Origin of the sequence: Pseudoclavibacter sp. Z016 (genome assembly GCF_002931215.1) — a bacterium.
Lineage (GTDB): Bacteria > Actinomycetota > Actinomycetes > Actinomycetales > Microbacteriaceae > Pseudoclavibacter.
Map to the genome: position 1 here is coordinate 12,634 of NZ_PSTU01000005.1, position 21,362 is coordinate 33,995.

Sequence of the window (21,362 nt, forward strand, 5' to 3'; positions counted from 1 at the left end):
CGTGGATCCGGATGCGGAGACGCAGATCGCCCCGCGCATCCAGTCGGATGCGCGGGGCGAGGAGGCGGAGCGGCCCTGCTATCGCCCGGTGGGCTGGTACTCGCTGACGGTGTCGGTCACGAGGTGCTTCTTGAGCTCCCCGATGCTGACCGTGTCGAGGAATACGACCGACTGGTCGCCGACCATGCCGGTGCCGTTGGTCGGCAGGGTGAAGCTGCGCACGTTGCTCCCGCGGATGTCCCGCATCGAGAGGCCGAGGTTGAGCATGGTCTGCAGGTCGAAGGTGCTGTCGACCGCGATGAAGGGGGAGAACTTCGTGATGATCTCCTGCACCTTGCCCGGGTTCGTCAGGGTCTCCGCCGTGAGCATCTTGTCGAGCACCGCCTTGACCCAGGCCTGCTGGTTCCGCACGCGCTGGTAGTCGCCGTCGGTGAAGGCGTAGCGCTCTCGCACGAAGGCGAGCGCTTCATCGCCCGTCAGCGTGATGGGCCCGGCCTCGAAGGTCTTGCCCTGCATGTGCGACGAGTTGAAGGCGACGTCGTTGTTGATGGTGACGCCACCGAGCGCATCCGTGATGCCCGCGAAGCCGTCGAAGTCGACCACCCCGACGTGGTCGATGCGGAGTCCGAGCAGGCCCTCGACCGTCTGGACGACGAGCGGCACGCCACCGAAGGACAGCGCCGCGTTGATCTTGGCCTCGCCGTGGCCCGGGATCGCGAGCCAGCTGTCGCGCATGATGGAGATGACCTGCACGTCGCTGCGATCGGCGGGGATGTGCACGAGCATCATCGTGTCGCTGCGGCTGCCGAGGTCGGTCATGATCGATGTGCTCCCGCTGACGCGCGAGTCACTTCCGAGCAGGAGGATGTTCATGGGCGAGCCCGCCTCGGTGACGACCTGCTCCGGGCGTCCCTCGTAGTCTCCGGGGAGGGCGTCATCGATCTTCTCGATGTTGTTGAACGCCTGGTTCACGTTCCACCAGATGATGCCGGCACCTGCCACTGCGACGATGAGGACGCCCACGAGTGTCCACAGCAGGATCTTCGGCCCACGACGCTTCTTCTTGCCGTGCTCGCGTGCCGCGCGGCGTGTGCCGCCGGAACCGCTATCAGCCTCGTGCTCGAAGAGATCTGTGAGGGCGTCGTCGTCGCTTCGAGGGCGCGACGAAGGCTGTCCTGGGGTCTGCTCCATGCAGGCGAGTATGACACGGCGCAAGTTTCGAGCACGAGTCGGGCCGAGCGATGTCTCGCTTCCCTGAAATGAAACCCAAATGCACAACAAGTGTGTTTCGGTCAGGAAAACACGCCAGAGATGCGGAAAAAATACCTGGGTGACCCTTTTGTTATGCGGGAACGTTGAGATAGTCTCAGCTAGCACCCAGGATCTCTACGATGAGCCCACAGGCCCATACAGAGCGTGGCCCGTGGCCACGGAGACCCGAAGCGCATTCCCGGAACCGACGCGGTCTGCGCACCAAGAAGTACTCATCTCTTATTGGAGCACACGTGACGCCACCCACCTCAGGGCCCGCTACCTCGCAGATCCCAGTCGCAACCGCGACTGACGATTCGCGAGACAGCGACATGCTGCCCTCGGTCGAACCGCACTTCGCGCAGACCTCCTCAGAACAGAACGCTCGGGTCCAGCGAAGCAACAAACGCCGCGCCAACTGGCGCCAGGGGTACGCGCAGCTCCTCGTTCTGACAGACCTCGCCATTCTGGCGGTCGTCATGGTGGGAGCCCAGCTCGTCTGGCTCGGCGGCGGCAACGCGGCCGTTCCCGCCGGCGGCAGCGGCTTCATCAGCAGCGAAGTGTCCTACTGGCTCGTCTCAACCGTCATCGTCGTCGGCTGGGCCTGGATGCTCTCCCTCTTCGACACCCGTGACTACCGCATCCTGGGCTCAGGGTTCGAGGAGTACCGCGGCATCTTCAACGCCTCGCTCATGCTCGCGGGAATCGTCTCGATCTTCGCCTACCTCTCGGCATTCGAGCTTGCCCGTGGATACGTGCTCATCGCCTTCCCGGTCGGCACCGTCGCGCTCCTCCTCTCCCGTTGGATCGGTCGCCAGTGGCTCGTCCGCCAGCGCAAGGGCGGAAACCTGCAGGCACGTGTGCTGCTCGTCGGCTCGCGCTACTCGGTGCTCGACCTCAACCGCGACCTCTCGCGTCGTGAAGCCGCCGGCTACAACGTCGTCGGCGCCTGCCTCATCGACGGCAAGAGCGGCGAGCTCGACCCCAACTCTCCCGACTTCCTGCCGGGAACGGATGTCCCCATCGGCGGCAACCCGGAGGACCTGGCAGGCTCGCTCGACGCCATCGGTGCCGACACCGTCGTCATCGCAGGCAACGACGTCACCTCGACGCAGTGGCTTCGCGAAGTCGGCTGGGACCTCGACCCGGACCGCCACTTCCTCATCGTCGCGCCAGGCCTGCTCGACGTGGGTGGCCCGCGCATCGTCACGCGCCCGGTCGCCGGCCTGCCGCTGCTGCACGTCGACTCCCCGAAGTTCACGCGCATGGGGCTCCTGCTCAAGCGCGCCTTCGACATCCTCGTCTCCGGCCTCCTCATCCTCGTCCTCTCGCCCCTCCTGGTCGGAACGGCGATCGCCGTGGCCGTCACCTCGCCTGGCGGCGTGTTCTTCAAGCAGGAGCGCGTTGGCTACAGCGGCAGCCGGTTCACGATGTGGAAGTTCCGCAGCATGCGAGCCGACGCCGAAGAGGTGCTGAAGAAGCTGCAGAGCGAGCGCCGCGACGCGGGCAACGACATCCTCTTCAAGATGAAGGACGACCCTCGCATCACGAAGGTCGGCAAGTTCATCCGTCGCTACTCGATCGACGAGCTCCCGCAGCTGTTCAACGTCTTCGGCGGCTCCATGTCGCTGGTCGGCCCCCGTCCGCCGCTGGACCGAGAGGTCAAGCAGTACGAAGACCACGTGCACCGTCGCTTCATGGTGAAGCCCGGCATCACGGGCCTCTGGCAGGTGAGCGGACGCTCCAACCTGACCTGGGAGGAGACGGTGCGCCTCGACCTCTACTACGTCGAGAACTGGTCCATGGCCGGCGACTTCGTCATCCTCTTCCGCACGGCTCGTGCAGTCGTCGCCAGCGAGGGCGCCTACTAGGGCGAATCACGCACAGTGAGCAGCGGCGACCCACCAGGTGGGTCGCCGCTGCTTCTTTGTGTGCGCCGGTCTGTTGCACGCAGTGGATCTCAGCCGAACAGTAGGCTGGCGGGATGGATCAGGCGATAGGCGATCAGCGTCGTGAGAGCGAGCAGCTCTTCGAGGCCGTGATCACCCCGGCGCCTGCTCTGGCCCTCGTCCGCGACGATGAGAGCGGAGACCTGACCGTCCTGTCGCTCGTCGACACGAGCTGCAAGCCGCTGGTGCTCAGCGGGACGGCGGCCGTCATCTGGGACGAGCTCGACGGCGTCCGCTCGCTGAAGCTCATCGTGCGCGAGCTCTCGGCCGACTACGGGCTCGACGAGCAGGTCATCGGTGAGCAGGTGCTCGGCTTCGTGACGCAGCTGCTGGACGCCCACCTGCTGCAGATCCTCGACTCGCACACCTCCGCGTAGCAGTCGCGACGTACGCCGTCAGCATTGGGGTGGCCGACGCCGCTAGCGCTTGTCGAACGCCTTGAGATCGCGCCTGGCCTGCACAAGACCGTGCAGCCCTCGGCTCGCTCGCTTCCACCAGGCCCTGACGACGCTGATCGTGCCGTTGCGCAGCTCGGGGTCGATGGCCGCGAGATCCGCGCGAGAGGGGAAGAACGCGCGGGCCGCGATGCCCGGCTTCTCGAGGACGGGAGCCCGCTGCAGCTTGAGCATCCAGCCCGTCATCGCGTGCTCAGCCTTGGCGTTGAGACGCCACAGGCGCAGCGCCTCGCTGGCGTTCGAGTTCGGGACGAGCGGGACATCGTGTCCGAGGTCTGTGAGGAAGCGTCGCGCGGTCTGCGTCGAGTCCGTTCCGACCGCGTCCTGCAGGATCTGCTCCGTGAGGGACGCGGTCGAGCGCGCGTCCGAGACGAACTGCGTGTCGGAGCCATCCATCTTCTTCAGCGCGCTGACGAGCTCGCTGTACTCGGTCATCTGGCGGGAGTCCGCTGAGACCTGGCCCTCCTCGCGGAGGGAGTGCAGCGCGAGGACGAGGGCGCTGCCCGCCCGATCGGGAGTGTCGATGGGGTGGCCGGCCACGGTGACCTGGATGTGGTGCGCCCACAGGCGATCGAATGCCTCCTGCGGCCTGCCGAGGAAACCAGGCCAGTAGTGATGCACGTCGATGTCGTTCGGCCAGGACTCGTGGATGAGGGTGCGCGAGTGCTGCTCGAGCAGCTTCGGGAAGTCGGGCCAAGGGCGAGGGCGCCACCCGTACGCCTGGAGCGCTTCGATGAGGTCCTTCGCGCGGCCGGGCTCGACGATGATGTCGACGTCGGTGGAGTACCGGCGAGTGCGCAGTCCGAGATCGGCGGAGATCGGCCCCTTGATGACGAGCATGCGGATGCCCTGCTCGCGGGCGACATGCTGCGTGAGCGCCGTCGACAGCGCGACTCCATCGTTCACCGAGAACGCGATGGTCGCGGCGTCCGGGGACGCGGCTGCTGCGGTCACTGGGGTCCTTAGATCTGCGTCGCGAGCCGAGAGAACTCGCAAGAGCGAGCATATCGAGGTCTGCGAGTGTGTGGGCGTGCACTTCTGAGGCGTCGGACGGCACGTTCGGACCGCCTCGAAGGTGTGCTCGAAGCCTCCCTTTCGGGCGACAGCTCGAGGCGCGGGAATGGGGAGTGCTCCCCTGAGCCGTCCCAGGCCGCGCCTGCTTGGTACAGTTGCCAGCATGACGAGAACACTGCGCCTGAATCCACTTGGCGTAGACGTAGAACTTCGCCTCGATGAGAGCATCTCGGCGGAGTTCGAGGCGGATCTGCGGGAGTCCTGGGCCGACGTGACTGGCCAGCCCGGGGAAGGTGAGCCTGACGAATCACATCGTCTTGCGCTCGCTCCCTTGAGCGAACCCGAGGCAACCGACGTGGTGAGCGGTTCGGCAGCCGATCTGGCCTCGCAGATCTCGACCACGGTGACGCTCGACGCGATCGAGCACAACGGCGGTCGCCTCGTGATGCTCCACGCGGCGGGCGTCGCGCTCGACGACGGCCGAGTCATCGCGTTCGTCGGTCCTTCTGGGCGCGGCAAGACGACCCTCGCGAGGACCCTCGGCCGCGAATTCGGCTACGTCACCGACGAGACCCTCGCCGTCGACTTCGACGGCACCGTCCTGCCGTACCGCAAGCCGCTCTCGGTCATCGTCGACTCGGCTCGGCCCAAGGCGCAGCTCTCACCCGCGAAGCTCGGGCTGCGCCCCCTCCCGCAGGCGCCGCTCAAGATCGCCGCGATCGTGCTCCTGCACCGTGTCGACGAGCACGAGCTCGTCGACGGCCCGCAGCTCTCGCCAGTGGCGACCGGCAGTGCGATCGGCTCGATGGTCCCGGAGCTGAGCTACCTGCCCGCCCTGCCGGATCCGCTGGTGCAGCTTGCGGAGCTCATCGACGCCACCGACGGCGTGCGACGGGTCACGTATTCAGAGGCCTCGCAGGTCGTTGCGCTGGTCCCCGAGATCCTCGCCGCTCAGGGCGACCTCCAGCCGTGGACATCGGGTCACAGCGTGGCAGACACGAGGACACCCTCGGCCACCGTCCGAGAGGACTCCTACCGACGCGCCTCTGGCGTCCACTGGCTGCTGTTCGAGAACGAGGCGGTCACGCTCGAATCGCGCATCGTCAGGCAACTGGCCGGCATCGCGCCTGGTCTCTGGGAGCTTCTCGGCGACTGGACGACCCTCACGAGCCTCACAGCTGCGCTCATCGAGCAGTACGGTGAGGTCCCGGACGCGCGTCACCTGGTGCAGGTGGCCCTCGAAGGTCTCGTGGAGGCGAATCTCGTCGAACGCGTGCAAGCCGCGGTCGTCGGCAATACGGCGGGTCAGTGAGCGACGGCGACCTCGCGGACGCCCCTGGCAGACGGGCGCCGCGATCGCGGTTGCGACGTGTGACGTCGCATCCGCTCTTCCATCTCGTCGCCGCGTTCGCGGTCCTCGCGCTCGTGCAGGCGTTCTTCGTCAAGGTGTACGCCATCCCGTCCGCCTCCATGGACGACACGCTCGCCGTCGGCGACCGCATCCTGGTCAATCGCCTCGCGTACCTGGGTGACGCCGAACCGATCACGGGTGACATCGTCGTGTTCGCGGCCTCTGACACGTGGGACGAGGCGCCGCCCGAGGCTCCCAGCGATCCGCTGCGATTCGCCGCACGCGTGGTGGGGGAGGTCTTCGGCATCGGCCAGGGCTTCTCGCACATCCTCGTGAAGCGCGTCATCGCGACCGGAGGTCAGACGATGGCGGTCGACCCGGCGACAGGTGGCATCGTCGTGGACGGAACCGCGCTCGACGAGAGCTCCTACGTCGACCTCGACTTCGAGTTCGTGCCAGGCACGCTCGACTGCTCCACGTCTCCGGCCTCGTTGCGCTGCTTCGACGAGTTCACCGTGCCGGAAGGCCAGATCGTGGTCCTCGGAGACAACCGCACCAACTCCTCCGATTCGCTCGCCGCGTGCCGCGGCGGAGGAGTGGACGCCTCCTGCCTGCGCACGGTCCGCGACGACGACGTCGTGGGCGAGGTCTTCTCCATCGTGTGGCCGCTTCCGCGGTTCGGCGCCGTCTGACCCGTCAGCGGCCCGGCGCGGTGGGCGCGGCATCTGCTGCCGTTTCGTGCCCCACTTGCGCCAGAATCTCCCTTTCGCGTGAGCGGTATCCGCGTTCGCAGCACAATGGACGTGCTGTCGCGATGCTGGCGCCTGGGGGCACCGGCCGCCGCTTCGCGGCGCAGGTCGGGTCTCGTGTCTGGGGAGACGCGTCCCGGCCCAGACGCTTCCAGCTCGGCCCCCTGCGCTGGAAGCACAGCGCCCGACCCGCCTCGTGCGGGTCGGGCGCTTCGTCGTCTCGTGCGCTGCCGGACGCTGCCGGGTCGGCGACCTAGCTGACGCGCTGCTGGATGGGGAAGAGCGCCCCTTCGACCTCCGGGCCCGCTGCCGCCTGACGGACGAGCCAGTCAGAGTGTCGCTGCGAGTAGATGCCGAGGCCGATGCCGATGGCGATGAAGGTCGGGAGGGTGATGAACACCTCTCCGAGGCGGAACGAGCAGAGCAGGATGACGATCGTCGCGGCCTCGACGATGCGGGCTTCAGGCGTCTGCTTACCCTTCCCCAGGAACTGGAATCCAGCGAACGCGAGGAGCGCGAGGATGGCGAGCAGGAAGGCGTAGCCGCCCTCCGTGATGAGGCCCCAGTAGGAGTTGTGGAAGAACCAGACATCCCCGGCGACCTCGGTGGTCGCCTCTCCGAGTCCGTGGCCGTACCAGGGCGCAGCCAGTGTCTTCTCGAGCGATGCGGCATCGATTCGGTCGCGCAGCTCGTCTGATCCGGAACGTGCGGCGTAGGCGCCGACCTGCGAGAGGTTGTTCTCTGCATAGAAGAACCCGCCGAGCAGCACTCCGGCGAGGACGACGCGGAAGAACGGGCCGAGGAAGCGCGCGAGGACCAGCCAGATGATGGCTGCGGCAAGTGCGGCCATCGAGGTCCGAGAGTCGGTCAGCACCACTGCCCCCAGGCCGAGGCCGGTGAGGGCGATTCGGGTCCAGAGGCGCCTGTAGATCAGGAAGAGGAGCACGGTCATGATCGCGTACGTGAATCCGGCGACGTTCTTGTCGTTGAGGAAGCCGGTGAGGAGCCCGCCGTAGGTGTCCGGGGCGAGCCCTGCGTAGAAGAGCGGGATGTTGGCGAGCAGCCCGACCGAGAATCCCTTGAGGCCCGAGACGATGTCGATGCGTCCGCTGGCGATGAAGCCGGCCAGGAAGAACAGGATGAGGATTCGGCCGAGGCGGGTGATGTCTGCCTGATTCGGGCCCGTCGCGATCGCCACGATGACGAGGAACGTGACGAGGAGGACGCTGATCGCCGCGAACCAGGTCGTGCCGCTCAGCTGCCTGGTGGGCCGGCGGAAGGCGGCGACGGCGACGAGGAGCAGTCCGGCGACGTCGTTCACGGGGAGCCCGATGCCGGGTGTCGCGATGCGGACGACGAAGAACATCATCAGCACGGCATCGATGATGCGAGTGCTGCCGACGGCAAAGATGGAATCTCGAACGAAGTCCGGAGTTTTGCTGATGGCCCCTGCCAACGGAGAATGCTCTGTCACGTTCCGATGCTACGGTGTTTGCCGGTGCTGTCCAACAGCGCCGCTGCAGAGCGGTTCCGGGGGGAAGCGATTCTGCGGGATCGTTGCTCCTCGGCCACAGGGCTGAGCCGGCCTGCATAGAATGTGGGGAGTCGGGTTTCTGGAATTCCAGGATCCGCATTCGGGGAATCTGCATTTCACCTCCCATTGGTGGCCCATGAACGAAAACCGAGGTGGTGGAATGCGCGCGACTGGCTCTCCGCGTCCCCGCGTCGCGATCGCCCACGACTACATCACGCAGCGCGGAGGCGCAGAACGTGTTGTGCTCTCCCTCAGCCGAGCGTTCCCCGAGGCGCAGGTCTTCACGACGCTCTACGAGCCGGAGACGACGTTCCCCGAGTTCCGCGACATCGACATCGTCACGTCCCCGCTGAACAAGGTCGGGCCGCTCCGGAGAGACCACCGCAAGGCGCTGCCGCTCCTGGCGGCCGCGAGTTCCGGCATGCACATCGACGCCGACGTCGTCATCGCATCGACAACCGGGTGGGCGCACGGCTTTCGAACCACCGGAAGAACGATCGCGTACTGCCATTCGCCCGCCCGCTATCTCTACCTGAGCGACCAGTACCTCGGCGGCGCTGGCCGTCTCTCCCCTGCGCGAATGGGCCTGCGCATGCTCACGCCGTTCCTCAAGCGCTGGGACCAGAAGGCGGCAGCCAGCGTCGATACCTACCTCACGAACTCGTCCATCGTGCAGCAGCGAGTCTCCGATGTGTACGGGCGTTCGTCAGAGCTGCTCTTCCCACCGCACAGCGTCGACATCAGCGGGCCGAGAACCGCAATGCCAGAACTCGCTGACTTCGTCGGCGGCGGTGGGCACCTCCTGCTCGTGTCGCGCCTGCTTCCCTACAAGAACGTGGACGCCGCGATCCGAGCCGTGGCGGGCCTGCCGAACGAGCGCCTCGTCATCGTCGGCGACGGTCCCCAGCGGGCTGAGCTGTCGGCGATGCTGCCGGACAACGTCCGCCTCGTCTCCGGCATCAGCGACGAGCACCTTCGCTGGCTGTACGCCAGGAGCCGCGCGCTGATCGCGCCATCGCATGAAGACTTCGGACTGACCGTGATCGAGGCGGCGGCGTGGGGCAAGCCCAGCATCGCCCTCCGGGCCGGCGGGTACCTCGACACCGTGCGCGAAGGGGCAACTGGACGCTTTTTCGACGTGCCGACCGCCGCCGCGATCGCGGACGCCGTCGCGGCCTCGCGCTTCCAGGTCTGGGACGTCGCGGCCATCAAGGCCCACGCCCACGGATTCTCCGAACAGGCATTCGCGCGGCGGCTGCACGAACTCGTCGACGAAGCGGCCACGCGCCGTGGGGAGAAGTGACATGCGCGTGTCGCGCGATGCCGCATCCCTGGACCGCATGAACGGCCAGCGGATGGCGTTCGGTGCGTCCAGTTGTTACTGTGAGTTGTCCTCGCGCACGGGTCTCATGCCCGTGCGCGGAATGTTGTGTCTAGGAGAGGCGTACGCGCTGTGACGGTACTCGATTTCTTGCGTCTCACCGGCAAGAGCTGGAAGATCCTCGCTATCGGGGTCATCGTCGGGCTGCTGGCCGCGTTCGGCTACACGCAGATCCAGCCGAAGGTCTACGAAGCCGACTCCGCAGGATTCGTCATCGCCGGCAGCTCCGGAGAGTTCTCGTCCATCGACGGCTCGGAGCAGGCGATCACCAAGGCGAACTCGTACCTTCCCCTCATAACGAGCCAGCCCGTGTACGCCAAGATCGCCGAGAACCCCAACTCCGGACTCGCCGCGGGCGAGACGCTGACCGGTCGTCTCTCCGCGACGGTCGCACCCAACAGCAACCTCATCCAGGTCAGCGCCAGTGCCAGCACGCCTTCATCGGCGGTCGCGCTGGCCAACGGGGCGCTGCAGGCGATGGCCGACGTCATCACGGAGATCGAGACGCAGGTCGGGGGCGGAACCTCCGGAGTCACCGTCGTTCCCCTCCAGAACGCCGTCGAGCCAACGTCGCCGGTCAGCCCCAACCTCCGCAACAATCTCATCATCGGTGGTGCCATCGGCCTCGTGCTCGCCTACGCCTTCGCGCTCCTGCGTCGCTCGCTCGACGTCAAGGTCCGCGACTCGAAGGACCTCGCAACGGCCTCCGGCGCCGGAACGCTCGGTCGCATCCCGAAGTCGCCGCAGCTCATGGGCAAGAACCGGGGCACGAACGACGCCGACGCCATCGCCGCCGAGTCCTTCCGGCGACTGCGCACGAATCTCCGCTTCGCGAGCGTCGACGAGGAGATCCGCTCCATCGTCGTGACCAGCGCCAACGCGGGTGAGGGCAAGTCGACCGTCGCGACCTCGCTCGCGCAGGTCCTGGCGCAGTCGAACACGCCGACGATCCTCATCGACGCGGACCTCCGTCGTCCGACCGTCGCGACCGTCCTCGGCATCGACGGCAAGATCGGTCTGAGCGAGGTGCTCAGCGGCCAGGTGTCGCTCGAGGATGCGCTCGTCGGCTCGAAGATCCCCGGGCTCTACGTACTTCCGTCCGGGCGCATCCCCCCGAACCCGTCGGAGATGCTCGGCTCGGAGGCGATGAAGTCCATCGTGAGCCTGCTCTCGAAGGACTACATCGTCGTCATCGACGCGCCCCCGCTGCTGCCCGTCACCGACGCCGCCGTGCTGTCCACGCGCGTCGACGGCGTCGTGCTCGTCGCCTCCGCGGGTCGTACCCGCCGGGAGGACGTGATGGCCGCGCGCGACATGCTCAAGCAGGTGCACAGCCGCATGCTCGGAACGGTGCTCAACATGGTGCCCCCGCGCGACAGCGCAGACGGCTACGAGTACCGCCGCAACCGCAGCTACTACGTCACCGCAGACAAGAAGGGCATGCCGAAGTTCAAGGCGGTCAAGGGGCACACCGACCCCTCGGAGCACTTCGGTGCCCAGCCTGACGTGGCCGCACCGCAGCGGGAGTCGCTCTCGCCCTCCCGCCCGGCCCAGCCGGCCGCCGAGCAGGCTGCTCCTGTGCAGCCGCAGGCGGGCCCCGTTCCGTCCTCGGCTCCGACTGCCGTCGCAACCGAGCAGCCACAGAGCCGTCGATCGCGCAGAGGCGCTTAGTGCCGAGCCTGCTCTTCGTCTGCCACGCGAACATCGCGCGCTCGGCCGCGGCCGAGTTCCTCGCGCGTGCGCAGCTCGGGCCTGAGAGCGACTGGCAGGTGTCGAGCGCTGGCGTCCGTGCTCTCGTCGGCGAGGACATCGACCCGACGATCTCGGCGGCCGTCCGTGAGCTGGGCGTCGAGCCGACGCCCCACGCGGCGCGGCAGGTCGACGTCTCCATGCTGAAGGAGGCAGACCTGGTGCTCGCGTTCGAGGGTGCGCACCGATCGTGGATGCTCAGCGAGTCGCCCAAGGCCGTCCGAAACACCTTCACGATCCGCAGCGCGGCACGGCTGCTCGAGACCATTCCCCGGCGCGCGGCGCCGCTGCCATTCCTCGCGCATGTCAAGACCCCGCCGGGCGGCGACCTCGACTTCGCGGATCCGTACGGCCGCGGCCCCGCGGTGGCCAAGCAGGCAGTCGCCGAGATCGACGCCCTCCTGGCGACCATCCTCCCGGGCATCGACGCGATCGCACGGACTCCCCGTCTGCAAACGACCTGACCTCGAGGGAATGAACGTGGACATGTCACGCTGGCGCCGCGCGAGTGCGGGTTGCGCGGGAGCTGGCGCATGCTGAAGCGCCTGCTCATCGTGAGTCCCGACTTCCACGGGTACTGGAAGGCGGTTGCCTCGGCGTTCGAGTCGATCGGCTATTCGGTGAGGGTGCACCGCTACGACAGTCACGCGACGTTCGCCGATCGGTTCCAGAACAAGCTGCTCCATGACCTCCCGGAGTCGATGCGGTCTCGTGCCGCGGCGGAGAAGGCCACCTCGCGCGCAGTAGAGCAGTTGCGCGCAGAGACCTTCGAGGCGGTCCTCGTCATCAAGGGCGACCAGCTCGGCGACGCCTGGTGGGAGGCCCTGAGCGCACAGTCGGTACCGTCCGTCGTCTGGCTGTACGACGAGATCCGCAGGACCAGGTACACGCCGGAGTTCCTGGCGTCGACCGGTCGCGTCGCGAGCTACAGCCACGACGACGTGCGCCTCCTTCGAGAACACGGCGCGGATGCCGTCTTCGTTCCCCTCGGCTTCGACTCGAGCCAGTCGTTCGCGCGCGTCGAGGTGCCGGCGGTGACGCTGGTCGGTGCCCGCTACCCGAATCGCGAGCAGCTGGTGCGCGGCATCCAGGGCTCTGGAGTTCCCGTGCGCGCGTACGGCCGCGACTGGTCACGGAAGCTCTCCGACGTCGTGAGGACGCGACGCTTCCGGTCGGCAGGCGTGCCTGCCAGCGGAGACCTGACGCGGGGCGCCGCGTACGGCGTGATGGCGGGAAGCCTCGCGACGTTGAACGTGCACGCGAATCAGGACGGCTTCACCATGCGCACCTTCGAGGCCGCAGGCGTCGGCGGGCTCGAGCTCGTGGACAGGCCCGATGTGAGCGAGTTCTACGACGTCGGCAAGGAGGTGCTGGTGTTCGAGAGCGTCGAGGAGATCGTGGAGTCGGCGCGTCGCGCGCAGCGCGAGCCCGCGTGGGCCGCCCAGGTGCGCGAGGCAGCTCGCAGACGGACGTTGGCCGAGCACACCCTCGAGCACCGCGCTCGAGCATTGGAGGCGCTGTGGGACTGAACATTCCGGAGGACCTCGAGGCGTGGCAGCGCTGGCAGAATTCGAGGTCCCTCAAACGCCAGATCATGACCCGTGTGCGGCGTCCCTCTGCGGAGCCGGAGTTCACGCTCATGGTCAACGGGCCCGAACCGCGTCTGCTTGTCCTCATCGATGTGCCGACCCCCAGTGCGGTCGCGGCCTACGCGGAGCCATTGCGGTTCCTCGAAGGCGAACAGGTCGCCGTTCTCGCGCCGAAAGACCTCAGCGGGATGCTCGACGGCAGCTGGACGAGCCGTCGGCTCAAGGGGCTGGACCTCCCGGGGGAGCTCCGCGGCGTTCGTGCCGTCTTCGCAGCAGGTCACTTCCTTCCCGCTGGGGCCGTCGGCTACCGCTGGAGCAGGCAGCTCGGGGCACGGTTCGTCGTGGCCCAGCATGGCTTGACGACGCCGTTCGCGCCGCCGTTGGCTCGCGGCAGTCACCTGCTCGCGTTCTCCCAGGACGACGCCGAGTTCTGGAAGTCGGGACGAGGTGATGTCACGCATGAGGTCGTGGGTGCGCAGCTGCTCTGGCATGCCTCGCGTCGCAACCGCGGGCGTCCCGAAGGTCCCGGAGACGCGACTCCCGTCTTCCTCGGCCAGCTGCACGGTGCTGAGCTGTCTCGGTGGACGTCGGCGAGGACCGCCCGGACGTTCTGCACGACGACCGGTGCCGAGTATCGTCCGCACCCAGCGGAGACCGACCGCCTGTCGCGTCTGCAGCACCGCGCCTGGCAGCGGCGCGGAGTGCGTTTCGAGAGCTCGGGCCAGTCGCTCGCGACCCTCGACCGGCCGGTCGTCTCCGTCTTCTCCACGGGGGTCCTCGAGGCCGCCGCCGCCGGCCAGGATGCCTGGGTGACGTGCGTCGACCCGCCCGAGTGGGTGCGCGACTTCTGGACACGGTATGGTCTTTCGCAGTGGGGCAGCGATTCGACTCCTGCCCCTCCTGTTCCCCAGACAGAGCCAGCACAGTTGATAGCCGCGAGCATCTCGCGGATTCTGGAGGAAACAGTATGAGGATCTTGTGCGTCATCCCCGTGCGGGGAGGCTCCAAAGGCATCCCGGGCAAGAACAGGCGCCGAGTCGCCGGCAAGCCACTGGTCGCCTGGACCATCGAGCAGGCCCTCGCGGCGCGTCCCCAGATGGATGTCCTCGTCTCCACCGACGACGAGGCCCTCGCCGCCATCGCACGGGAAGCCGGCGCGCAGGTGCCGTGGCTGCGCCCCGCGCACCTCGCTGAAGACACGACGGCGACCGAGCCGGTGGTCGAGCACGCCATCGCCGAGTACACGGCCGCCGGGCGACGACCGGATGCCGTCATGCTCCTGCAGGCGACCTCGCCCGTGCGGCTTCCGGGCACCCTCGACCGTGCGATCTCGCAGTTCGCGGCGACGGGCGTCGATTCGATGGTGGGTGCCGTGCCCCAGACGCCGTTCCTCTGGCAGTACGGAGCGGCAGAGGGGGACCAGCCGAAGGCGCACTTCACGATCGGCGCGAGGCCCCGCCGCCAGGAGCTGCAGCGCACGCAGATGTTCTACCGCGAGACGGGCTCGCTCTACCTCACGAAGACCGAGATCTACGAGCGGGAGCACAACCGGCTCGGTGGCACGATCGGCATCTTCGAGATGGATGACCTCGAAGGCGTCGACATCGACACCGAGCTCGATCTCTCCATCGCAGACCACCAGCTCTCCCAGCTTCATCCTGACGCGGCCGCCGCTCCGTCAGCGCACACCGCAGCATCGACAGACAAGGACTCCGCTCAGTGATCTTCGAGCGCAACCTCACCCCGTACATCGTCTTCGCGGAGGACCCGATCGTCGTCGGTCTGCAGAAGATCAGCGCGAACCAGCAGCGCATCGTCTTCTGCGTCGACGAGCACGGTCGTCTGCGCGGCTCGCTCTCCGACGGTGACTTCCGTCGCTGGATCGTCGCGAACCCGACGGCCTCGCTCGACGTCACGTGCGTCGAAGTCGCCAACACGAGCACCCGCACCGCGCCGGCGACGTCGACGCCGTCCGAGCTGGCTCCGCTGCTCGGGCACGGCGGCATCACGCACCTGCCGCTCGTCGACGAGACGGGCCACCTGATCGCCGTCGCCATCGACCGCAATGATGTGCTGCGCATCGGTCGGCACGAGATCGGCGCCGGCCACCCCGCGTTTGTCATCGCTGAGATCGGCAACAACCACAACGGCGATGTCGACCTCGCGAAGCGACTTGTCGACCTCGCCGCCGACGCGGGCGCCGACGCCGTGAAGTTCCAGCTGCGGGACATGGACGCGCTGTACCGCCAGAGCGGCGGGTCGACGGCAGGCGAAGACCTCGGAGCGCAGTACACGCTGGATCTCCTCTCGCGCGTCTCGCTCCCCGCGGAGAAGCTGTTCACGGTCTTCGACCATGCGCGCGACCGCGGTGTCGACCTCATGTGCACGCCGTGGGACGGACCGAGCGTCCAGGCGCTCGTCGACTACGGCATCGAGGGGCTCAAGATCGCCTCCGCCGACCTCACCAACCACGAGCTGCTCCGCGATGCGGGCTCGCGTGGGCTCCCGCTCATCCTGTCGACCGGAATGTCCCGGGAGTCGGAGATCCTCGAGACCGTCGGGCTCATGCGCTCCCTGGGTTCCAGCTTCGCGCTGCTCCACTGCCAGTCGACATATCCGGCACCGTTCAAGGACATCAACCTCGCCTACCTCGACCGGCTCGCGGAGATCGGCGACAGCATCGTCGGCTACTCGGGCCACGAGCGCGGCTGGCACGTGCCCGTCGCTGCGGTCGCACGCGGGGCGCGCATCATCGAGAAGCACTTCACCGTCGATCGCGGCATGGAGGGCAATGACCACACGGTCTCGCTGCTCCCGGACGAGTTCGCGCAGATGGTCGAGCAGATCCGAGACATCGAGCTTTCGTTGGGGAACGCGGCACCGCGAGAGGTGTCCACGGGCGAGCTCATGAACCGGACGACGCTCGCGAAGTCGCTGGTCGCGGCGCGAGAGCTGCGCGAGGGCGAGGTGCTCCGAGCTGAGGACATCGCCGTGAAGAGCCCCGGTCGCGGACTGCAGCCGAACCGTCTCGACGAGCTCGTGGGTCGCGCGGTGAACCACGACATGGCGGAAGGCGAGTTCTTCTTCGAGAGCGACCTCACCGACACCGCTTCCGTCGGGCGAGAGTTCGAGTTCCGTCGCCCGTGGGGCCTCCCTGTTCGGTACCACGACTACAAGAAGCTCATCGAGAACTCGACTCCCGACTTCCTGGAGTTCCACTTCTCGTACAAGGACCTCGAGGTCGACATCGACAGCTTCTTCACGGAGCCCCTCGACATGGACTTCACGACGCACCTGCCAGACCTGTTCTCCGGCGACTTCCTCGTCGACCTCGCATCGACGGACGACGAGCACTGGGAACGGTCGATCCGCGAGGTGCAGCGGACCATCGACACGACCCGCAGCCTGAAGAAGTGGTTCACGCGCTCGAGCGAGCCGATCATGGTCGTCACGATGGGCGGCTTCACGAAGGACAAGCACGTCCCCGCTCAGGCGCGCACCGCCATGTACGCGCGGATTGCGGATGCAGTGCAGCGTCTCGACACGGACGGCGTGCGGATCGCGGCGCAGACGCTTCCGCCGTTCCCGTGGCTCATGGGAGGCCAGCAGTTCCACAACCTCTTCCTCGATCCTCATGACACTGCGGAGTTCTCGGCGACGACGGGGACGAAGCTCTGCTTCGACGTGTCTCACTCGAAGCTCGCGGCGAACTTCCTCGGGATGCAGTTCTCCGACTACACGGAGCTCGTCGCGCCGCACAGCATCCACCTGCACCTCGTCGACGCGACGGGGGTCGACGGCGAGGGTGTCCAGGTCGGCGATGGCGAGGTCGACTGGCCGCTGCTGGCGGGCCAGCTCGACGAGTTCGCGCCGGGTGCCCCGTTCATCCCTGAGATCTGGCAGGGTCACATCGACAACGGCCAGGGCTTCTGGACGGCGCTCGATCGGCTCGAGAAGTGGCTCTAGAGGCACGGGCAGCACCTGACGGAGGCCGCTCTTCGCGGCCGATCGCGCTCTGGGTGATTCCTGTTGCCGACCTGGGCGGGGTCGCGCGTCACGTCCTGGACGTGGTCGAGGCGGGCATTCCCGGCTTCGAGCTCGTCGTGCTCTGCCCGGAGGGGCCTCTCGTCGATCGTCTCCGTGCCGTCGGCGCACGCCTCGCCGTGGGCAGGGTCGGGCCAGACGCCGGCCTGAGCCGGTCGATCCGGACCCTCAGGTCGGCGGCGCGCCGCCTCCGGCCTGCTGTCGTGCACTCGCATCTCGCGTACGCGGATGTCGTCGTGGCCGCCACGCCCCTGCCACCTGGCACCGTGCGCGTCACGAGCGAGCACGGTATCGCCGGCGAGGACAGCGTCTATCACGGGTCCTCCTGGAAGTCGCAGCTCATGGCTCGGGTGCACGGAGTGCGGCTCCGTCGGTTCGAGGGCGTCATCGCCGTCTCCGAGGCGACCAAGCAGGCGATGCTCGCGAAGTGGGGCCCGAAGCAGCACGTGCACGTCGTGCACAACGGCGTCGACCGGCTGCCCCCGCACGCGGTGCGCGCCTCCGACTCCCTGCGCGTGCTCGCCCTCGCGCGGCTCTCTCCCGAGAAGCGCATCCCGCAGCTCATCGATGCGTTCGCTCGCGTGCACGCGCAGAGACCGGGCGCCAGGCTGACGATCGCCGGGGTCGGCGAGCTGGGCGCGGAGCTGCGGCGTCGGGTCAGCGACCTCGGCCTCGCCGACGCCGTCGACTTCCCAGGGTTCGTGGACCCCGACGCGGCCATGGCGGAAGCCGACGTGCTGGCGCAGCTGTCGGTCTGGGAGAACTGCTCCTACTCGCTGCTCGACGCGGCCAATCGTGGGATGCGCATCGTGGCCTCCAGAGTCGGCGGAAACCCGGAGATCGTCGCGGAGGCCGGACTCGTCGACGCCGAAGATGTCGCGCAGGTCGCGCGTGCGCTCCTGGACGCCGACGCCGTCACGACGCTCGACGACTGGCCGTCGGTCTCCGACATGACCTCAGCCATCGCCGGTGTCTATGCCGAGGCGGGAGTCACGTCCGACCTGCCGGGCGGCCTCCCGGACCACATCACCATCGCCACGAACAACGGCGACATCGGCGGGGGAGAGGTGATGCTCCTCAACATCGCCGCCGTGCTCGAGGAGCTCGGCGTCGACGTGACCATCGTCGGCCCCTCCGAACCGGGCGAGCTGGTCGCTGCGGCGCGGGGTGCCGGGCATCGCGTGGTGGAACTCGAGGCGGCCGGGCGGAGATCCTGGATGCTCGCGCTCCGCCGCTGGGATGCCGCACAGCGACGGGGATTCCTCTGGTGCAACGGGCTCGTACCCGCCGCCGCGACAGCAGGGCACCCCGGTCGAATCGTGCACCTCCACCAACGCCCACTGGGTGCGCTGCGCGTCCTCGAGCCCTTGGCGCGCTTCAAGGCGCTCACGACGCTCGTGCCATCCGCGTCGATGGCGGCCGCCGTCGGCAACGCAGAGGTGCTGCCGAACTGGAGCCAGAGCCCCGGCACACGCAACCGGGTGTCGAGCGGCCCGCCGATCGTGCTCGGATTCCTGGGCAGGCCATCCATCGACAAGGGCGTGGACGTGCTGGCCGCCGCCGTGCAGGAGCTGGAGGCGCGCAAACCTGGGCGCTATCGGCTGCTGCTCGCCGGCGAGCCACGATTCGTCTCGAAACAGGCTCAGCTGGCCGTGGAGAAGGCGTTGCAGCCCGTCGCGCACCTCACCGACCGGCCGGGCTGGGTGGCGCCAGCTGCGTTCTTCGATCGCATCGACCTGCTTGTGGTCCCTTCGGTGTGGCCCGAGCCGTTCGGACTCGTCGTGACCGAAGCGATGGCCGCGGGAGTCCCGGTGCTCGTCAGCGACGCTGGGGCCTTGCCGGAGATCGTTCCGCCGCAGAGCGGCGACGTGTTTCCTGCCGGCGACGCACTCGCACTCGCGGCAGCTATCGAGCGGAAAATCGAGCGTGGGCTTGACAGCAACGTGGACGCGAACGCGCGGCGTTGGCAGGACCACTACTCCCCGAGTGCCGGCGCGGCTTCGGTGAGTGAACTCCTGCGTCTGGTGCTGGTAGGTCAGCCGCTCGGGAAGTCGAGGTCAGCGTGAACGATGGCAATTGGCACTTCTACTGCGAAGATCCAGAGGTAGCAAGCGTTGCCCGGCACTGGAGACCGGACGAGGATCCCGAGAAGTTCGCATCGGGATTCGGGCACAACATCCTCGAGCTCTTCGCGCGTTTCCGTGATCGGGGGTACGACGTCACGCTCGGACCGGATGTGCCGGGCGGCACATCTCTTGTCGTCGCCTTCATCTCGGACTTCGTCAACCTCCGGACGGCGCTGGTGCTGTCGGGATTCCCGTGTCTGATGATCCGCAGTGATTCCGCGTTGCATTTCGACGCACCATTCCGGCCAGACCGTGTGATCGTGCCGAATCGTTCGGCGTACTGGATTCAGCGCTACGGTGCTGACGCCGAGTACCTTCCTGCGCTCCCGCAGAGGGGGCTGATACCCAGGGATCAGACGAGGACGGTCTTCGAGGCGATCACGCTGAAATGCAATCCGGAGCATGTGCCGAAGGTTCTCCTTGAGCCCGACATGGTTGCAGGCATCGTCGCAAGCGGCTTCAGCCTGCACATAGATTCTCCAAGCACGACAAACGGCAGCGATCAGACCTGGCATGACTTCAGCAACGCTGATCTCACCTTGTGCATCCGGGGCAGCATGGTCGACAACGCCGACGTGCGGAAGCCGCCCACGAAGCTCATCAACGCATGGAATGCCCGCACGGTGCCGATTATCAGCGGCGAGGCCTCGTACCTCGAGCTCGCGAGCCCGGGAGAGGACAGCCTGCTGATCAACGACGCTCGAGAGCTTCCAGCGACGCTCGCACGGTTGCGGGCTGAACCCGAGGCGTTCGAGCGTATCCGCCTCGGGGCGGCACGCCGCGCCGATGAGTACTCGCTTGTGAAGCTCGTCGACGAGTGGGCAGCCCTCTGTGGTCGAGTCGAGCGTCAGCGCATCGGCTCGCTGGAGCGGTGGCAGCGTGTGTTGCGCATCCTCACCGTGAAGATCTCGAATCGACTCCAGCGGCGACGCTCGGCTTCCACGTCGAAGTGAGCTCTGCGTTTCATCGCCGTGCTGGTGAACATCGAATGTCGACACCCATCCTGTCCACCTCCTTCTCCAAGGAATGCCCGTGAGATTCTTCTACCTCAACGACAGCCCGCTTCGTGTGACTGCGGATGGCAAGCTCGGCATATTCGCGAAATCCATGACGGGCTTGGCCGAGTACGCGAAGAGGTGGCCGGGCAAGGTGCTCGTGTCCTCGCTCGAGGCTCCTCTTCTCGCCGAGGAAGACGACCCCCAGATGATGTGGGCCGATCACGATCTCGCCGCTGACCTCGAATTCATCCCGCAAGTTGACGCGCCCGCCCTCTCCCGACTCGGGGCTGACCTGGTCATGCATTCAGTTGTGGGACCGCTGAGTCCGTCGCTTCTCGGCCACCACTTCAAGGTCATCTTCACTGACGACTGGTCGCCCGCCGTTCGCCTTGAGGTTGGTCTCGTCACGGCCCGTGGAGCTGTCGACCGGGCCCGCATCAGAGTCGGCGCGCTTCGGCGCACGAGGCGTCTGGATGCCCTCGCGGCCCGAGCCGATGGTTTTCAATGCAACGGTCACTCGGCAGCCGAGCACTACAAGGCCGTGAACCCCTCCACGCATATGTACTTCGATCACAGGATGCGTGCAGGTGACATGGCTGCCGCAAGCCGTCGGGAGTACTGGCACGGCGATCGGCCGTTGCGAATCGCGTACTCGGGCCGTCTGACCGAGATCAAGGGAGTGAAGTTGATCGAGCCGTTCATCGCGGAACTCGAACGGAGATCGATCAGCTTCGAGTTCACGATAATCGGATCAGGAAATCTGGAACCGGCGCTCCGCCGGCTCGAGTCGAAGAATGTGCGCTTCGCGGGATTCCTGGACTTCGAGAAGGACTGGAAGCCCTTTGTGCGGAGCGAGGTCGACCTCATGTTCCTGCCGCACGTTCAGGGGGATTCGGCGAGTACGTACTTCGAGGCGATGGGTTCGGGGGTTCCTGTCCTTGGTTTTCACAACAGGACGCTCACGCCGCTGCTGGCCGCTGGCGGTGGTGGCTGGGCCGTAGCAAGACCAGACGTGGTCGCGGCGGCAGCAGTGACTGAACGGCTCGCGACCGGGCCGATGGAGCTCGAGGTTCAGGCCCGCCGTGGACTCTCGTTCATGGAGGCGGTCCCCTTCGAGACCACCTTCGACGAGCGAGTGAACCACTTTCGAGCGATCGCTGGCGCGTCGTAGC

Annotated in this window: 17 protein-coding genes; 14 read left to right on the top strand and 3 right to left on the bottom strand. The window is 67.2% G+C overall.

Features of this window, described 5'->3' with window-relative positions; translation table 11 throughout:
- Nucleotides 1-78 precede the first annotated feature (78 nt).
- Nucleotides 79-1,191, bottom strand: coding sequence for an LCP family protein (locus C5B99_RS03215; protein WP_104240353.1), 1,113 nt, complete (start codon nt 1,189-1,191; stop codon nt 79-81).
- Nucleotides 1,192-1,505: 314 nt separating this feature from the next.
- Between C5B99_RS03215 and C5B99_RS03220 the strand changes: the two genes are divergently transcribed.
- Together C5B99_RS03220 and C5B99_RS03225 are read left to right on the top strand one after the other, a co-directional pair.
- Complete coding sequence (locus C5B99_RS03220; protein ID WP_258063023.1) at nt 1,506-3,122, top strand: sugar transferase; 1,617 nt, start codon at nt 1,506-1,508, stop codon at nt 3,120-3,122.
- A gap of 113 nt (nt 3,123-3,235) precedes the next feature.
- Nucleotides 3,236-3,577: a PqqD family protein gene (locus C5B99_RS03225; RefSeq protein ID WP_104240355.1), complete on the top strand. Its 342-nt coding sequence runs from the start codon at nt 3,236-3,238 to the stop codon at nt 3,575-3,577.
- Between the two features lie 42 nt (nt 3,578-3,619).
- Here C5B99_RS03225 and C5B99_RS19165 read toward each other — a convergent pair whose 3' ends face one another.
- The gene (locus C5B99_RS19165; RefSeq protein WP_181064923.1) at nt 3,620-4,609 is read right to left on the bottom strand and encodes a nucleotidyltransferase family protein; all 990 of its coding nucleotides are present in this window, start codon (nt 4,607-4,609) and stop codon (nt 3,620-3,622) included.
- A gap of 223 nt (nt 4,610-4,832) precedes the next feature.
- Here C5B99_RS19165 and C5B99_RS03235 point away from each other — a divergent pair, with 223 nt between their 5' ends.
- Both C5B99_RS03235 and lepB read left to right on the top strand, forming a co-directional pair.
- Nucleotides 4,833-5,981: a hypothetical protein gene (locus tag C5B99_RS03235; RefSeq protein ID WP_181064924.1), complete on the top strand. Its 1,149-nt coding sequence runs from the start codon at nt 4,833-4,835 to the stop codon at nt 5,979-5,981.
- 59 nt (nt 5,982-6,040) lie between these two features.
- Nucleotides 6,041-6,712 (top strand): signal peptidase I, encoded by a 672-nt coding sequence (gene lepB / locus C5B99_RS03240; RefSeq protein WP_181059671.1) that lies wholly within the window; start codon nt 6,041-6,043, stop codon nt 6,710-6,712.
- Between the two features lie 310 nt (nt 6,713-7,022).
- Here the strand turns inward: lepB and C5B99_RS03245 are convergent, their stop codons facing one another.
- Entirely contained in the window at nt 7,023-8,243 is a 1,221-nt protein-coding gene (locus C5B99_RS03245) for an O-antigen ligase family protein (RefSeq protein WP_146081143.1), read from the bottom strand.
- Nucleotides 8,244-8,463: 220 nt separating this feature from the next.
- Here C5B99_RS03245 and C5B99_RS03250 point away from each other — a divergent pair, with 220 nt between their 5' ends.
- From C5B99_RS03250 to C5B99_RS03295, 10 genes are all read left to right on the top strand, one after another.
- Nucleotides 8,464-9,606: a glycosyltransferase gene (locus C5B99_RS03250; protein WP_104240360.1), complete on the top strand. Its 1,143-nt coding sequence runs from the start codon at nt 8,464-8,466 to the stop codon at nt 9,604-9,606.
- 150 nt (nt 9,607-9,756) lie between these two features.
- Nucleotides 9,757-11,355: a polysaccharide biosynthesis tyrosine autokinase gene (locus C5B99_RS03255; RefSeq protein WP_104240361.1), complete on the top strand. Its 1,599-nt coding sequence runs from the start codon at nt 9,757-9,759 to the stop codon at nt 11,353-11,355.
- Nucleotides 11,355-11,897 (top strand): hypothetical protein, encoded by a 543-nt coding sequence (locus C5B99_RS03260; RefSeq protein WP_181059669.1) that lies wholly within the window; start codon nt 11,355-11,357, stop codon nt 11,895-11,897. The genes C5B99_RS03255 and C5B99_RS03260 overlap by 1 nt, the downstream gene beginning before the upstream one ends.
- A 69-nt stretch (nt 11,898-11,966) precedes the next feature.
- Nucleotides 11,967-12,962 carry a glycosyltransferase gene (locus C5B99_RS03265; protein WP_104240363.1) on the top strand — a complete coding sequence of 332 codons (996 nt, stop codon included), beginning with the start codon at nt 11,967-11,969 and terminating at the stop codon, nt 12,960-12,962.
- Nucleotides 12,953-13,993, top strand: coding sequence for an RNA-binding protein (locus C5B99_RS03270; RefSeq protein WP_104240364.1), 1,041 nt, complete (start codon nt 12,953-12,955; stop codon nt 13,991-13,993). The genes C5B99_RS03265 and C5B99_RS03270 overlap by 10 nt, the downstream gene beginning before the upstream one ends.
- The gene (locus C5B99_RS03275) at nt 13,990-14,745 is read left to right on the top strand and encodes a cytidylyltransferase domain-containing protein (RefSeq protein ID WP_104240365.1); all 756 of its coding nucleotides are present in this window, start codon (nt 13,990-13,992) and stop codon (nt 14,743-14,745) included. Before C5B99_RS03270 ends, C5B99_RS03275 begins: the two co-directional genes overlap by 4 nt.
- Entirely contained in the window at nt 14,742-16,988 is a 2,247-nt protein-coding gene (locus tag C5B99_RS03280) for an N-acetylneuraminate synthase family protein (RefSeq protein ID WP_104240366.1), read from the top strand. Before C5B99_RS03275 ends, C5B99_RS03280 begins: the two co-directional genes overlap by 4 nt.
- The gene (locus tag C5B99_RS03285) at nt 16,979-19,132 is read left to right on the top strand and encodes a glycosyltransferase (RefSeq protein ID WP_104240367.1); all 2,154 of its coding nucleotides are present in this window, start codon (nt 16,979-16,981) and stop codon (nt 19,130-19,132) included. Before C5B99_RS03280 ends, C5B99_RS03285 begins: the two co-directional genes overlap by 10 nt.
- Nucleotides 19,129-20,145 (top strand): glycosyltransferase, encoded by a 1,017-nt coding sequence (locus C5B99_RS03290; protein ID WP_104240368.1) that lies wholly within the window; start codon nt 19,129-19,131, stop codon nt 20,143-20,145. The genes C5B99_RS03285 and C5B99_RS03290 overlap by 4 nt, the downstream gene beginning before the upstream one ends.
- Nucleotides 20,146-20,308: 163 nt before the next feature.
- Nucleotides 20,309-21,361, top strand: a complete 1,053-nt coding sequence (locus C5B99_RS03295; RefSeq protein WP_181064925.1) for a glycosyltransferase — start codon at nt 20,309-20,311, stop codon at nt 21,359-21,361.
- The last annotated feature ends 1 nt before the right edge of the window (nt 21,362 follow it).